This window comes from Photobacterium indicum (genome assembly GCF_003026215.1).
In the GTDB taxonomy this organism is placed as follows: Bacteria; Pseudomonadota; Gammaproteobacteria; order Enterobacterales; family Vibrionaceae; genus Photobacterium; species Photobacterium indicum.
The window spans coordinates 245,162-259,250 of sequence record NZ_PYOC01000002.1 but is presented as its reverse complement, the minus strand read 5'-3'; the positions used below and the strand labels follow the sequence as shown (position 1 = coordinate 259,250).

General features: G+C 39.4%; 12 protein-coding genes and 1 pseudogene. 5 read left to right on the top strand and 8 right to left on the bottom strand.

Annotation, left to right across the window (positions count from 1 at the left end; all coding sequences use genetic code 11):
- Nucleotides 1–217: 217 nt before the first annotated feature.
- A complete protein-coding gene (locus C9J47_RS07050; RefSeq protein ID WP_036803578.1) occupies nucleotides 218–406 on the top strand; it encodes a DUF4250 domain-containing protein in 189 nt (62 codons plus the stop codon).
- An 81-nt stretch (nucleotides 407–487) separates the two neighbouring features.
- On the opposite strand, the gene metR is transcribed toward C9J47_RS07050, so the two are convergent.
- Nucleotides 488–1,399 (bottom strand): HTH-type transcriptional regulator MetR, encoded by a 912-nt coding sequence (metR, locus tag C9J47_RS07045; protein ID WP_107252886.1) that lies wholly within the window; start codon nucleotides 1,397–1,399, stop codon nucleotides 488–490.
- Between the two features lie 254 nt (nucleotides 1,400–1,653).
- On the opposite strand from metR, the gene metE reads away from it, so the two are divergent.
- A complete protein-coding gene (metE, locus tag C9J47_RS07040; RefSeq protein ID WP_107252885.1) occupies nucleotides 1,654–3,957 on the top strand; it encodes a 5-methyltetrahydropteroyltriglutamate--homocysteine S-methyltransferase in 2,304 nt (767 codons plus the stop codon).
- A 160-nt stretch (nucleotides 3,958–4,117) separates the two neighbouring features.
- On the opposite strand, the gene C9J47_RS07035 is transcribed toward metE, so the two are convergent.
- The 7 genes and pseudogenes from C9J47_RS07035 to C9J47_RS07005 form a co-directional block, all read right to left on the bottom strand.
- Nucleotides 4,118–4,555, bottom strand: coding sequence for an META domain-containing protein (locus tag C9J47_RS07035; RefSeq protein ID WP_107252884.1), 438 nt, complete (start codon nucleotides 4,553–4,555; stop codon nucleotides 4,118–4,120).
- Between the two features lie 339 nt (nucleotides 4,556–4,894).
- On the bottom strand, nucleotides 4,895–6,538 hold the full coding sequence (locus tag C9J47_RS07030; protein WP_107252883.1) for a mechanosensitive ion channel family protein: 1,644 nt from the start codon (nucleotides 6,536–6,538) through the stop codon (nucleotides 4,895–4,897).
- A gap of 200 nt (nucleotides 6,539–6,738) precedes the next feature.
- A complete protein-coding gene (locus C9J47_RS07025; RefSeq protein ID WP_107252882.1) occupies nucleotides 6,739–7,116 on the bottom strand; it encodes a hypothetical protein in 378 nt (125 codons plus the stop codon).
- A gap of 237 nt (nucleotides 7,117–7,353) precedes the next feature.
- Nucleotides 7,354–7,464 (bottom strand): annotated as a pseudogene (locus C9J47_RS27305) (site-specific integrase); the annotation flags it as partial.
- Between the two features lie 187 nt (nucleotides 7,465–7,651).
- Complete coding sequence (locus C9J47_RS07015) at nucleotides 7,652–8,503, bottom strand: esterase/lipase family protein (protein ID WP_107252881.1); 852 nt, start codon at nucleotides 8,501–8,503, stop codon at nucleotides 7,652–7,654.
- A gap of 384 nt (nucleotides 8,504–8,887) precedes the next feature.
- Entirely contained in the window at nucleotides 8,888–9,214 is a 327-nt protein-coding gene (locus C9J47_RS07010) for a hypothetical protein (protein ID WP_107252880.1), read from the bottom strand.
- Nucleotide 9,215: 1 nt separating this feature from the next.
- Nucleotides 9,216–9,716 carry a hypothetical protein gene (locus tag C9J47_RS07005; RefSeq protein ID WP_107252879.1) on the bottom strand — a complete coding sequence of 167 codons (501 nt, stop codon included), beginning with the start codon at nucleotides 9,714–9,716 and terminating at the stop codon, nucleotides 9,216–9,218.
- Nucleotides 9,717–10,450: 734 nt separating this feature from the next.
- Between C9J47_RS07005 and C9J47_RS07000 the strand changes: the two genes are divergently transcribed.
- The 3 genes from C9J47_RS07000 to C9J47_RS06990 all read left to right on the top strand — a co-directional run bounded on the left by C9J47_RS07000 (nucleotide 10,451) and on the right by C9J47_RS06990 (nucleotide 14,078).
- Nucleotides 10,451–11,278, top strand: coding sequence for a hypothetical protein (locus C9J47_RS07000; RefSeq protein ID WP_107252878.1), 828 nt, complete (start codon nucleotides 10,451–10,453; stop codon nucleotides 11,276–11,278).
- A gap of 221 nt (nucleotides 11,279–11,499) precedes the next feature.
- Nucleotides 11,500–13,647 (top strand): SEL1-like repeat protein, encoded by a 2,148-nt coding sequence (locus tag C9J47_RS06995; protein WP_107252877.1) that lies wholly within the window; start codon nucleotides 11,500–11,502, stop codon nucleotides 13,645–13,647.
- 221 nt (nucleotides 13,648–13,868) lie between these two features.
- Nucleotides 13,869–14,078 carry a hypothetical protein gene (locus C9J47_RS06990; RefSeq protein ID WP_107252876.1) on the top strand — a complete coding sequence of 70 codons (210 nt, stop codon included), beginning with the start codon at nucleotides 13,869–13,871 and terminating at the stop codon, nucleotides 14,076–14,078.
- Nucleotides 14,079–14,089: the final 11 nt, after the last annotated feature.

Here is a 14,089-nt window from a genome sequence, read left to right as displayed (position 1 = left end):
GTTATTCTAATTATAAAATTTATAACGTAGTTATAAGCAATTTAAACCAGTAAGAATGATCAGGTACTTGTCTAGATTGGTATTTATATGTGATTTAAATTGGTATAGAGCTAAAAGCGCCTCTTTTTTAAGGGCGCTTTTTTTTGTATCAGCCTTCAGTGCTAGGTCTATTATTGTAAAAGGAACCCAATATATAGTGCTTAAAGTGGGAGGCAGTATGGAAATCAATAACTTGCTTAGAATGGACGGTAATATTGTTTTTAGTATTATAAATGAAAAGCTTAGGTTAGAGTGCGGCAGTGTTTCAGAGCTGGTAAGCCGCTATGAATTAGATGAAGCTGAACTCATTGAAAAAATGGATGAGCATGGCTTTCACTATGATCCGCTTTCTAATCAATTTCGATAACCTAGTGCTTAGAAATAGCTTGTTCATATAAAAAACGACTCTTATTGGGTCGTTTTTGTATTAATTTGCTGTAGTTATCTTTTAAGCGGCTTTAATGCCTTCTAAGTGTGTTTGGCATTGCTGTCTGGCTGTCGCAAAAAAAGCTTTTAGGTAATGGCGATCTTGCTCGGAAGCGCGAACAGCTGCAAATAAACGACGCCATAGCCCTTTACCTAGTGGCTTGCTAACAATTAACCCTTGGCGAGCGAAATCATGAATTGCCCAGTTTGGTAGGGCTGCGACACCTAGACCTGCCGAGACCATTTGCACCAGCATTAATGTGTTATCGGCTTGCTTCCAAGCTTTGGGTTCAATGCCCGCGGGCTGTAGAAAGTGCTTCACCACATCTAATCGATTCTTTTGTACCGGATAACTCAACATTGTATGTTCAAGTAAGTCTTCAGGTTCAATCACTGCTTTATCTGCTAGTGGCGATTGGGGCGATACGACTAAACGCATCTCAAAATCAAATAAAGGCTCGTAATGTATCTCGTTGCGTTGCTGAATATCAGACGTGATAACTAAATCTAACTCACCAGCAGCGAGCGCAGGTATAGGTTCAAAGCCAAAACCAGAAGAAAAATCCAACGTCACAGAAGGCCAATGCACTTGATACTCTTTCAATGCCGGCATTAACCACTGAAAGCAAGAATGGCATTCAATAGCCATGTGCAAGCGTCCGTTTATATCTTCTTTAAGGCTGGCTAATTCATGCTCAGCCTTGGCTAAGCGCGGTAATATATCATTGGCGAGGCGAAGTAATATTTCACCTTCAGATGTGAATTTAACAGGGCGCGTTTTACGTAGAAAAAGCTGACCACCGATCCGCTGCTCTAAATCTTTTAATTGGTGTGACAGTGCCGATTGTGTAAGGCATAAGGTATTTGCAGTTGCTGTTAGCGAACCTGTATCGCGAAGAACGGATAGGGTTCTTAGGTGCTTAATTTCTATCATGAAGTTTACTAACGTCCCTGTGTATTACATGAATATATTTAATGTACCTGTTAAATATGGATGTGTAAACATCTAGACGTCTATTCAGGTGTTGGGTTTATTTATAGCAACGCATAAGAACACCTAATATTCCGCTAACATATTGATTATTAGTTTTCTTCATAACCATTCTGAATAATTCGATGTTGTTCATAATGATTTCTTGCGTCATTGTTTAGCCATCCATACCGCTAAAGACTCAGCAGGGAAAGACTATGACAATAACAACAGAGTTCAAAACAGTAACGCACATCCTCGGTTATCCACGAGTAGGCTCACAACGAGAATTAAAATTCGCACAAGAAAAATATTGGCGCGGTGAGATTGAGCAAAATGAATTAAAAGAAGTGGGCAGCTTATTGCGCCATCGCCACTGGGGCGATCAAGTGGGTGCCGGGTTAGATTATGTGTCTGTTGGTGATTTTGCTTGGTACGATCACGTACTCAATACCAGCATGCTGTTAGGTCACATCCCTAAGCGTCATGATAATGGCTTTCCTGATTTAGATACATTATTCCGCATTGCCCGTGGTAAAGCACCAATAGGCTGCTCGTGTGCAGCATCTGATATGACTAAATGGTTCAATACTAACTACCACTATATCGTTCCAGAGTTCACTGAAGACGATCAGTTCAATGTTAGTTGGCAGCAACTGTTTGAAGAAGTTGCTGAAGCAAAAAAAGCTGGGCATAAGGTTAAGCCTGTTCTTCTAGGCCCTGTATCTTATTTATGGTTAGGTAAAGAAAAGGAAGAAGGCTTTGATCGTTTATCTCTTCTTCCGCGTTTATTGGCAGCCTATCAGCAAATTTTAAGTAAATTAGAGGCATTAGGGGTGGAGTGGGTTCAGATTGATGAACCAGTACTTGCGCTAGAATTGCCTAAGCCATGGGCTGAATCATTTAAGTTGGCTTACCAAGTACTGAATGGTAACACCAAGCTATTGCTAACCACGTACTTCGATAATATAACGCATCACCTTGATAGGATTGTAGAGTTGAACATCGACGGTTTGCACGTCGACTTATCTGCAGCACCAGAACAGTTAAATGCAGTGGTAGATGCACTGCCAGAAAACTGGGTATTATCGGCGGGTGTGGTGAATGGCCGCAACGTGTGGCGTGCTGATTTATCGCATGTGCTAGACGTATTGCTGCCAGTGAAAGCGAAGTTAGGGCAGCGATTATGGGTTGGTAGTTCATGTTCATTGCTTCATAGCCCAATCGATTTAGACCTTGAAACCGATTTATCACCAGAAGTGCGTCAGTGGTTGTCTTTTGCGAAGCAAAAATGCCGTGAAATTTCTTTAGTGGCACAAGCGCTAGACGGTAATGATATTGCGATACAAGAATGTGCAAAATACAGTGCGCCGATCAAAGCACGTGCAACCAGCGCATTAGTTAATAATCCAGATGTTCGCCAGCGCACCAATGCAATAACAGCCGCGTTAGCCGCGCGTAAAGCACCGTATGCAGAACGTACTCGCCAACAACGTGCAGCGCTTAATTTACCGCTATTACCGACAACGACCATTGGTTCTTTCCCTCAAACCAATGAAATTCGTACCCAACGTCGCGATTTTAAAGCTGGTCTTCTTAGTGAGTCTGGCTACAACACTGCGTTAAAAGGGCACATCGCTGATGCCATTCTGCGCCAAGAAGATTTAGATCTCGATGTGTTTGTACACGGTGAAGCAGAACGTAACGACATGGTGGAATACTTTGCAGAATTGCTGGAAGGTTTTGCGGTAACTCGATTTGGTTGGGTACAGAGCTATGGCTCTCGTTGTGTTAAGCCTGCGGTTATTGTTTCTGATATTTACCGTGCAAAACCAATGACAGTAGAGTGGGCGACATACGCACAATCGTTAACTGACAAGTTAGTAAAAGGTATGCTTACAGGCCCTGTCACCATTCTGGGTTGGACATTCCCACGTGAAGATCTGCCTCGTGAAGGTATCGCGAATCAAATTGCTTTGGCATTGCGTGATGAAGTGTCAGATCTGCAAGCGGCAGGCATAAAGATTATTCAGATTGATGAGCCAGCAATTCGTGAAGGTTTACCACTAAAAGAAAGCCAGTGGCAGGCGTATCTTGATTGGGCGGTGAATGCATTCAAGATTTCAGCAGCAAGTGCAGAGCCACAAACACAAATTCATACTCACATGTGTTACAGCGAATTTAATCACATCATCAAATCAGTCGCCGCATTGGATGCCGATGTGATTACTATCGAAACATCACGTTCAGATATGGAATTGCTAAAAGCCTTTGAAGAATTTGATTACCCGAACGAAATTGGACCCGGCGTTTACGATATTCACTCGCCAAACATCCCATCGATTGAGCAAATTGTTCACTTAGTAGAAAAAGCTGAAACACTTATCCCAATTGAACGCTTATGGATAAACCCTGATTGCGGACTAAAAACACGTAACTGGGAAGAAACAGAAGCCGCACTGCGTAGCATGGTAGAAGCGACGAAGAAATTACGTGAACAGTGGCAGGCAAAAGCGGTTTAAAGCCAAACATTGAAAGGGACTGAAAAGATATTTCTAGCTTTTAAACCGTAAATATCAGGTATAAAAAAGACGAGGCTGCTTAATATAAATAGCAGTACTCGTCTTTTTTTATCTTTCGTTCAGTTTTTCTCAAATCATTTTTTGAGCCTGAATGAAGGGTTTATTTAATGCTGTTACGCTCAAACGTTAGCGTGTGGCTAGCATTAGTTAACGTCATTAGGTTGCCAGAAACGTTTACGTCGCTCCAGTCACTTAATGCTTTAGTCATTGTTTGTTCCATCGTCATTGCTGGTTCAGGACATGCCATCATCGTCATCCCCATCTTTTCGATGCGTAGTTTGCCATCTTTAAGCTCAGCTTGACCGAAGTAACGATTACAACCAGAGTGACCATTCGCGCCTAAACCATCAGTTAATTCAAGGTTTGGTGCCTTGAACGGTTCAGGAAGATCAAGTGCTTTACTATCTACTTGAGTTAGCACCCAGTTGTTATTAACAAGATCACCTTCAGATGCCACTTTCGTTGCCTCAGAGTCGTTGTTTGCACATGCTGCAAGAATGATAGGTAGTGCTAAAACTGCTAGTAAACGCTTTTTCATTGTATGTATCCTAGAAATAATTGTCGTCATTATATTGGCTAAATGCTGAACATACACTAACGAGAACAAAAATAAGGTAAGTTGGGTATAATCCTAATACTTAAAACTATTATCACAAAGAAAATAATGAGCAGTGTTAGAACGGTGTCATATCTTAAATGCTTTTTTATAACTATTTAAAGAATGGTCATTAATTGAAAGTAAATGGCGTTATTTCTATTTTTTTTGAACGGAAGAATGATTGATAATTGTTATATTTAAAGCAGGATAATTGCAGTATTGGATATAATAAGGGCGAACAGTTAGATTCGCCCTTGATTAGAGGTTACTTGGGTATAGTTACGCTTTTTTGTCGATCATGTGCAAATGTACATCTTGTTGCGGGAATGGAATCGACAAGCCTTCGCGGTCGAATCGCATTTTTACTTCACGGGTTACATCCCAATACACATCCCAGTAATCTTCTGTTTTTACCCAAGGGCGAACAATAAAATCAACAGACGATGTATTTAACGTATGTAGCTTAATTGTTTTCTCTGGTTGACGTAGCACCATCGGGTGATCATCGATAATGTCATTTAATACCTTTTCTGCCAGTTCAACATCGTCGCTATAACCAATACCGAAAACCATATCAACCCGACGAACACGCTCATGGGTAACGTTCTTGATAATATCGCCCCAGATTTTGCTGTTAGGTACAATAATAATTTGGTTATCAAAGGTTTTGATTGTGGTATTAACTAGGCTCATATGGCTAACCTTACCCGATACACTACCAGCTTCTACAAAATCACCGACATCAAATGGACGATAGATAAGTAGCATCATGCCTGACGCGAAATTTGATAGGGTATCTTGCAATGCAAAACCAATAATCACACCTGCAACACCGAAACCGGTAAGAATCGGGGCAAGATTCAAGCCGACTTGAGATAACGCAATTAGCAAACCAATGAAGAACACGCCTTTACCAGACATTGAGATAAAGAATTCTTGCATGAGTTGAGATAATTTTAAATTGGGAGACGATACTGCACGTTTAACCATTTTACGGGTGAGTTTTTTTAGTAAACGGAACACAAAAATAATGGCGACAAAAATAAGGATCTTAAATAATATCTGTGGTGCATTTTGATAAATCCACAATGTAATGCCGCTAGTCCATGTTGCTATAATCGACATGATGACTTTTGCATTCAACAAATCATTGGTTAGATTACCTGTAGATTCAAATAGTTGTTGCTTATATTTTGAAGTATCAAGCTTCATCTTATCCGCTAGCTGAACTAAAAACTGCAAGCTATCGGTATCACTCGCTACTTTTCGTTGGGCGAGTAAATGTAATAATTGTACCGAAGATTTTTCACCTTCAGATGCCGATTTTAACTGCTTGGCTAAAACTTCTTCTTGTTGGCTATCGAACGTTAAAGATGCAGACATAAACTCTAGGCGATGATCGATATCATCGATTAATGCTTGCACTTTTTCAGGTGATTCTTCGCCCAGTAGCTTTAACCATTGATAGTTAACCCATTGCTCACCTAATAAGCGGGTTGAAAATCGTCGAGCTTCATCAAGTTTTTTTTGTGCAATGAGTTTCTCTTCATTACTGGCTTTATCTAATGTTGCTTCGCCTTCTTCGATTTTCTTTAAAAAGAAAGCCGAAGCTTCAGAAATGAAAGTAACCTGTTGGTGAACATGCTTTAGTAGAAGTGGTTGAGTTTCTTCTGTTCTATTTGATATTAAGTTTTCTATAACGTCTCGAAGATCATTATTTTTATTTAAAAGCTGCAAGTTAACGACATCTTTGGCCGATCCCGTCATGGTTGAGGCTTCGGTAACAAGCTGTAAAATTTCGCTATCTAATTTATTGAGTTTTTCGATTTGAGGCGATACTACTTCAATTTGAGGCGACGGGGTTTCGGCTTGTGCGAAACAGAACGATGATATAAAAACGCATAAGAAAGCCAATACACGCATTTCAATGATACTCCTACAAACTGAGGTTGATTAAAAAAAGAAAGAATTTAAATTGAACGTCAATCATCGTTCATTTTTTCTTATAAACAACTATAGCCGCCAAATTAGCGGCTTTAGTAATAATTTCTAACGGGCAAAAGGATGCATTTTTAAAATGTGAGCAGGGTCTATCGTAGAAGGCAGTGGCTTGGGTATATAACTTACACCAAATCTTGTTGGCATAAGAAGTGATGTTGCGGGTATTGCCAGCACCAATCCGGAGACCAGCATTCTTGGTTTAGAATGATAGTCATAGGTTGGCGTTGAAGTAATAAAATCGGTTGTAATAATGGATAATTTTCACGATCGCATATAAGCGTATCACAGGCAGAAGCTGCGATCGTTTCTGCTAGCAACTGTATATCTAAGTGAGAGGTGTGAGAGAATGACATTAAGTCATTTTTTTGTAACTTCGCCATAAAACATTTCGTCAATGATAGCGGTGACGTGAGCACACCGATTAACCGTGGGGTTGTTTCAAGTGTATTCAACAACTTTATCCAAGCCTGTACTTGGGTGATTTCTTTAGATTTCGGCATATCTTGATGTCTCCCTTACAAACTTGTCTATATATTGAGATATAACTGTCGATGTATAACAACAGTGTTTTTTACTATTGTAAACAGTCTAGATAAATAAAAAATATTGAATGTCAGGAATGCGTAAAAAGAGAGAGGGAATCATCTAATCTGTCGTAAAAATAAGAAAAAATCTTAATGAGTAGTTATTTATACATTGTTCTATTCCCCCACTCATACAGTAATCTATGCAGCACAAGGCTTATCGTCCACTTCTTTCATTATATGCAGTTCAAAGGCGATGGCTTCCCCTTTGGTCGAAAACGTTTTACGAATGCGTTTACCCTTGCGACCTTGAGAGTAGCATTTTTCCTAAGATAGTATGTCCCGATTCGGCTAGGATATGTAGGAATTTACCAGTTTAGTAACTGGTTCTGAAAGATAAGAAAGGGCCACCTAAATGCAGCCCAGTTGAAGATGGTAAAAGCCTTGCTGGTTGATGTTTCGGCGATTGCAATTCTTATAGGCACAGAAACACACCCTAGTTCTCTATCAATTAAAGCAATGAAGCTAAGTGAGTTGAAAATTCTGGTGTACGCAGGTACCCATATGATTTGTGTTCATTATTAGGGTAATCATTGCATACCATTACATCTTTAACTTTTATCGAGAAGCTATTTGGAGAGTAATCATCAGCCAGATGGGAATCTAGGCAAACAAAATCTTGCGGATCTGAAAAATTTGTCCAGCTACCTTTTACACAAGATGGTGTTCTTAAGTTTTTATGGTTCCCTATGGCATTTCCTTTTACGACGGTTAAACCAAGAGGAGAGCCCATCGTTATGAAATGATCTAAGACAAAACCTTGATGCTCTTTATCTCGACCTAGTTCTCTTAATACTTCGTATGCCACTATCGTACCCATAGAGTGAGATATTAATATAATCTCATCATGTTGGTGCTCGATAAGAAGGTCTTTTAACCTATCATTAGTTTGGTTACGTCTGTTGCTATTTGAATAATACTCACCTAGATCACCTAAAAGCTTCTTAGATACTGAGCGAGCAAGTTTTGATAATAAATCACTGTGTTTTTCAAGCTCGTCGATAGGTGTATCAACCCAGTTTTCAGATATACTTCTTAAACGGTCAAACATTCCTTTTTTGTATGGCTTTATGGCACCTTGTTTTGCTTCAACATAAACCTCTTTATTTTGTGTATAAGTAACAGGACCAACTTCCGCATAGTAAATATTTGCGTAGTAGGCCATATGGATATCGATGTGCTCTAATTCTGTAATAGTATTTTTTTTAAGTCCTTCTTTTATAGATTGTTTCCACCATTGATTTAATGTGGTTGGTTCCGGTTTGTTAGCTCTTCCGTGTATGCATATTATTACTTTAGACATGATCTATACCCTCGAATAGACATAAATTAAGCGCTTTTTGCTATGAAGTGGATATATTGTTTGATGGTGAGCATCAATGTATTAAATGTAGTACATTAATGTTCGGTAAGGCCTACACATTCATTGATCTATATCATGATGCATCAGGTTATTTTTCAAGCTAACCGTAAGGTTTTTAATCTTTAATCGGTCGTTTTACAATATCAGCTTGATTGAATCGACAGCCATAAAAAAGCAGATCATGATGACCTGCTATTATTTATAATCACTTGTAGAAAAGTCATTTGCGCCAGCAAAACTCACAAGCTGTTTGTAGAAGAATTACTGCTACTCACTAAAGCAACCTACAACCCAGCAACGGGAAAAATGGATATAGACTTGCGTTTAAAGCCCTGCAGCTTTCAGGTTAAACTCGGTTTTTATCCGTAATGAGGTAGATTTTACGCATATGGCATAGTGCCCTTTTCGTTCTTTTATTTTTCTAAGGATCATGCTGCGAACTTCTTTCGCTAACCACTTAGCTGGATTTGCACCAATGGGCATAGGTCTAGGTACTAAATCCATTACATCAGAACATTTCTTGGATTCAGACAATAACTTATATGTGAGATTAAACACCTCATCATTTAATGGCCAGTTATTAGCTTGAGGGCCATAAATTGTAACTAGAAATATTCGTAAATTATACTTTTCTGCAACCGTTAAACTCATCTTATTTACTCATAATAGAATTAAAAACATTTTGATAATTAGCTTCCAAGCCATTAATGTGTAAATGATGAATTTGAGAGCCACCTATAATAAAAACATTACCTTGTTTATATTCGTCAGAATAAACGCCAAAAACCGTTGTTTTATTTAATTTTTTCATATCTGTGTTGTCATTTTTAATTCCAAATGAATTTGATAATTCAGATGAAATTAAACTCAACCATTCGGGCAGTTGCTTCCTCTTTTCAAGTAAGAACAACGATTGAAAAAAGTCCACTTCAACGCCAGTTAAATCAACGGGATGATAATACTTTGCCGCATCAACTAACTCATGTGAAAAATACCAATCGTCATACTTAAATATGAGTAAATTACCGGAATGCACTAGAGATTTTGGTGCATCATAGTTTACTTGGAGGCTTTTCGATAAATGTAATTGACTACCACTAGCAAAAGATAAGCATGGCAACATCAAGCAAATGATTAAAATAAGCTTTTTCATTCTTGCTTCATCAGTAGTAAAGATACTTAACTCTATTAAAATTAACGTATTTACCCAACATAAACATGAATTTTAAAACAAATAATGCGATAGAAAGCAAGAGACGATGTAACAATCCATTTTGATACTTTCATACTAACAGTTTCAACACAAAGTTACATTTGCGAGTAACGTCTATGCTGCCATAAATAAATTTATAGGCAGAGGTTACGGTTACAAAGTTCTTTCCAATATTGGGTATGCTAAGTGTATATATATATTAATCTATTGCCAATAAACAAAAAAAGCCCCCTTTCAAGAAGGAGGCAATAGTACCATCGCTATTATTACCTCGCTTTTCATAACCCCCGCCACATAAGGCTTCCCGAACATTATCAATGATATGTCTGGCGAATGGTTTGCTTTAGATAATGCGAAAGCACAGTTCTTCCATATTGCTCATGATCCTTTGTTACCTGATTTAGATGAAATCTACGCTAGTTAGTTTGCTTTTTGGATGGTGCTAAAAAAGTGTATCACCTTGGTTGGATAGCCAATTATACAGTTGAAATTGATTCTGAAAGCGGTGCGGAATATTGCAATCTGGAAGGGAAATCCATAGCCGACTACACCAAGGCCAGTGATGTGGTCCGACTCAAGAACCTGCAGACTTTCATTATATTTGGGTAGCAGAATGCCCAGCGAATGAGGATGGTGAACCCAATCCCCATGTTCATATTTTATTAAACTGGTCGGTGCCTAAGCCGTTATTTTCTACCTGGTCAAAGCGTGTTGAAAAAATATGGGGCAATGGCTTCGCTAACTTACAACGTATTAAACAACCCAAAGCCGCAGGAACCTACTTAATCAAAGCTGTTGGCTATGCTGCAAAAGGTGAAAATGCCGACCAAGGGCTAATCAAAGGGAATCGTTACAATATTGCCCAGTGTAGCCGCGCCCCAGCATGGGTATGTGTTGACAGTTTTGAAGCTGGCAACATGGCAGCCATTATAAAAGAGTGTGGTTATAAATTAGAGCAATGGCGTAAACCATTAAACCGAAGTATTCGACGTATTGAAAAACAGTTAGAACAAACCATAAAAGCGAAATCAATCGCCAAACAAGCCAAAAAGCCGGACGACGTTGTTCATAAATTAACAGGCAGAATTATTCGTCTTGAAAATCAAATTCGGTCTAATCGTGAAAAAATAAAAAGTCGTAACGTGTACGCAACGACTAAAAATATATTTTGTATGTCATTCGATGGCGAACATGCCGAAGAAATGACGTGGGATTTTCTGCTTTGGTCGGCAGGGGCGCGTGGCTGGTCGATAGAATCTAGATCTGAAGATGAAACCTATCGCCAAACCGTAGCCGAAGCCAAACGAACTGCAGACGTTGAATATGCCGATAGTTATTACCGATTTAAAGAAAAGCGCGCTTACTGGCAAAGCGTTTTACATGATGAACAATTCAGCCATGAAAAGCAGGTTGACCATGAAGCTGAATTATCTAGAAGCATGTTAATGGTTGAGCAATACGAGCGGTATTTTAATACCGGTGATCCGTATCTGCTGATATGAGGGAGTGATGATGTGTGATGAATAGAAGCGACAGCAAATATACCAATTATTGATGTGGCCCATACATCGTGCCTAATTATCTTTACAATCAATGTTTGGCTAATATAATCAGCACCTTATTAGCGGTTGCGGTGTTGTTTTAACAAAATCTCACTTTGTAATTCCAAACAAATTATAAAAACGTCGGTTAGGATAAGAATTAGCTCAAGGAGCGATATCACATGAAATACTTAGTTCGAAGTGTTTTCTTTATTTTTCTATTAGTCTCTTTAGTTGCCTGTGGCGGTGGTGGTGGCGACTCAGGTGACAGTGCTTCGAAGGTTGATACTTTCATTATTTCAGCTGATGAAGCATATAACGAGGGTAAATATACAAAGGCATATGGCCTTTATGAAAAGGCGGCTGAATTAGGAGACAAATGGGCCCAGTTTAAAGTGGCTTGGATGGCAGAAAAGGGTGTGGGGGTGCAACAAAATTATGAGACAGCAGTATATTGGTATCAAGCGTCCGCCGATCAAAATTATCCTGCATCACAAAATAATTTAGGCGTCTTGTATGAAAACGGCTTAGGTGTTGAACGAGACTATGCCAGAGCAAAAGAGTTCTACCTTGCATCAGCGAAGCAAGATAATGAGTATGCTCAGTATAATTTAGGTCGATTGCACAAAGATGGTCTTGGAGTCGCCCAAAATTATAAATTAGCTGCAGATTGGTTTGAAAAAGCAGCGAACCAGGATCATGCTTATGCGAAAGTTTATTTTGCAGATGCTTTATATTACGGAAAAGGTCGGGATCAGGATCGTTATAATGCCTACTCTTGGTATTATCAGGCAGCAAGACAAGGAGTAGCCCGTGCTCAAAATAAATATGCTGATATGAATGTAGAAGGTAAGCTTTACGGTATCGACTATAGAGAGGCGTTGATTTGGTACCGAGAAGCAGCCGAGCAGAATTATCCTGCGGCCTTTTATGGCTTGGGTATATTATATGAGAAAGGGTTGGGAGTTACCAAAGACAACAACATCGCCAGAAGTTGGTACCAAAAGGCAGCAAGTCAAGGTTACGAAAAAGCAATCAGTCGGCTAAACCCCGCAGAAATTAAAACAATTTTCTCAACGAGCGGAGCGTTTACTGCGCTTAAAGAAGATGGCAGTGTAGTAACGTGGGGAAGAGGTGACTTTGGTGGAGATTCATCAGATGTTGATACTGAACTGTCCACAGGTGTAGAAACTATCCTTTCAACTTATAATACATTTACAGCCATAAAAAGTGATGGTAGTTCGGTAATATGGGGAAGAGGAGCGACTATTCCAAGTTACTTAGCAGTTGCTTCAGACCTTACTAGCGGCGTCAAACGTCTTCTTGCTACACCTCATAGTGATTACGCCGCGCTGAAAGACAACGGAAGGGTTGTAGTCTGGGGAATAAGCCAAGGTTATGCCGATTTATCGTCAGTTTCATCTGCATTAGAAAGTGGTGTTAAAGAGATCTATTCTTCCAAAGGTGCATTTGCTGCATTAAAAAATGACGGTAGTGTCATTACTTGGGGGGGGATACATTCTGGTGGAGATTCATCATCTGTCGCTGCTGAGCTGATTAGTGATATTAAATCAATCTACCCATCAAACAATGGTTTTGTTGCATTGAAATACAATGGCGGTTTGGTAATGTGGGGTTACATTTATGAGCCTAACTCATACCAAAAGTCTAACCTCACGAGTGGAGTCAAAGAAGTTTATACCTCAGATGTAGGAGGTTTTGCAGCCTTAAAAGATAATGGTAGTGTGATTTCATGGGGATGGGGCTGTGGCTCGGAATGTGATGACCCTTCACTATTTCCCACCGAGTTATCAAGTGGAGTGAATACTATTGTTTCGACTGAAAATGCTTTTGCTGCTTTAAAAGATGACAATAGTGTTGTTGTTTGGGGGGATAGTGATGCCGGTGGAGATCCCTCCTCAGTGGCATCAGATCTTACAAGTGGTGTGACGGGCTTGTATGCCACTCTTAATATCTTTGCTGCACTAAAAGAAGACGGTAGCGTTGTAACCTGGGGATCTGCCAATTTTTACGATATCTTATCTTCAGTGGCTTCAGAGCTGTCTAGTGGCGTTAAGGCGATTTATTCAAACGAGTATGCCTTTGCTGCATTGAAAGAAGACGGCAGCGTAGTTACCTGGGGCTTAGCCTACTACGGTGGGGATTCATCGTTAGTCGCTTCTGACTTAAAAAGTGGTGTGAAGATGATTTTTTCAAATAATAATGCCTTCGCAGCTTTGAAAGAGGATGGCAGTGTTGTCACTTGGGGAGTTCAAGATTTGGGTGGTGACTCTTCGTCTGTAACGCATTTACTTACTTCATTAGAATAGGCTTAAAGTCTTTTTATTTACAAGGCTGCTAAACGCAGCCTTTTTTTGTCCCCTTACGTTACTGAGCTAATTCTGTTTTAAGTACACCTTTCACCCCTTCTGCTGTCTGTGTGAACATCAACACTATCAATGATGCTTATTGATAACATTATGAAAACTTTACACATACGGCAGGTGTGCTGTATATTCATACAGTGCTATTTTTGAGGTTGGCTGTACTAATGAAAAATGAAGAACAATTTATGGAAACTATTGAATTCATTGTCGATAGCGTTGTGCAGAATACTGGGGATGAAAACAAAAGTGCGATAGGTATTTATTTGGCGAGTTTAGTATTGGCAGATAAGGCAGAGCATTTTACCCCTGAAGTGCTGTTAGGATTAAAAGCACTTGTAGAGCAATTGGATGAACAAGCGTTAATTATTGGGTAAGGAAAGATAAA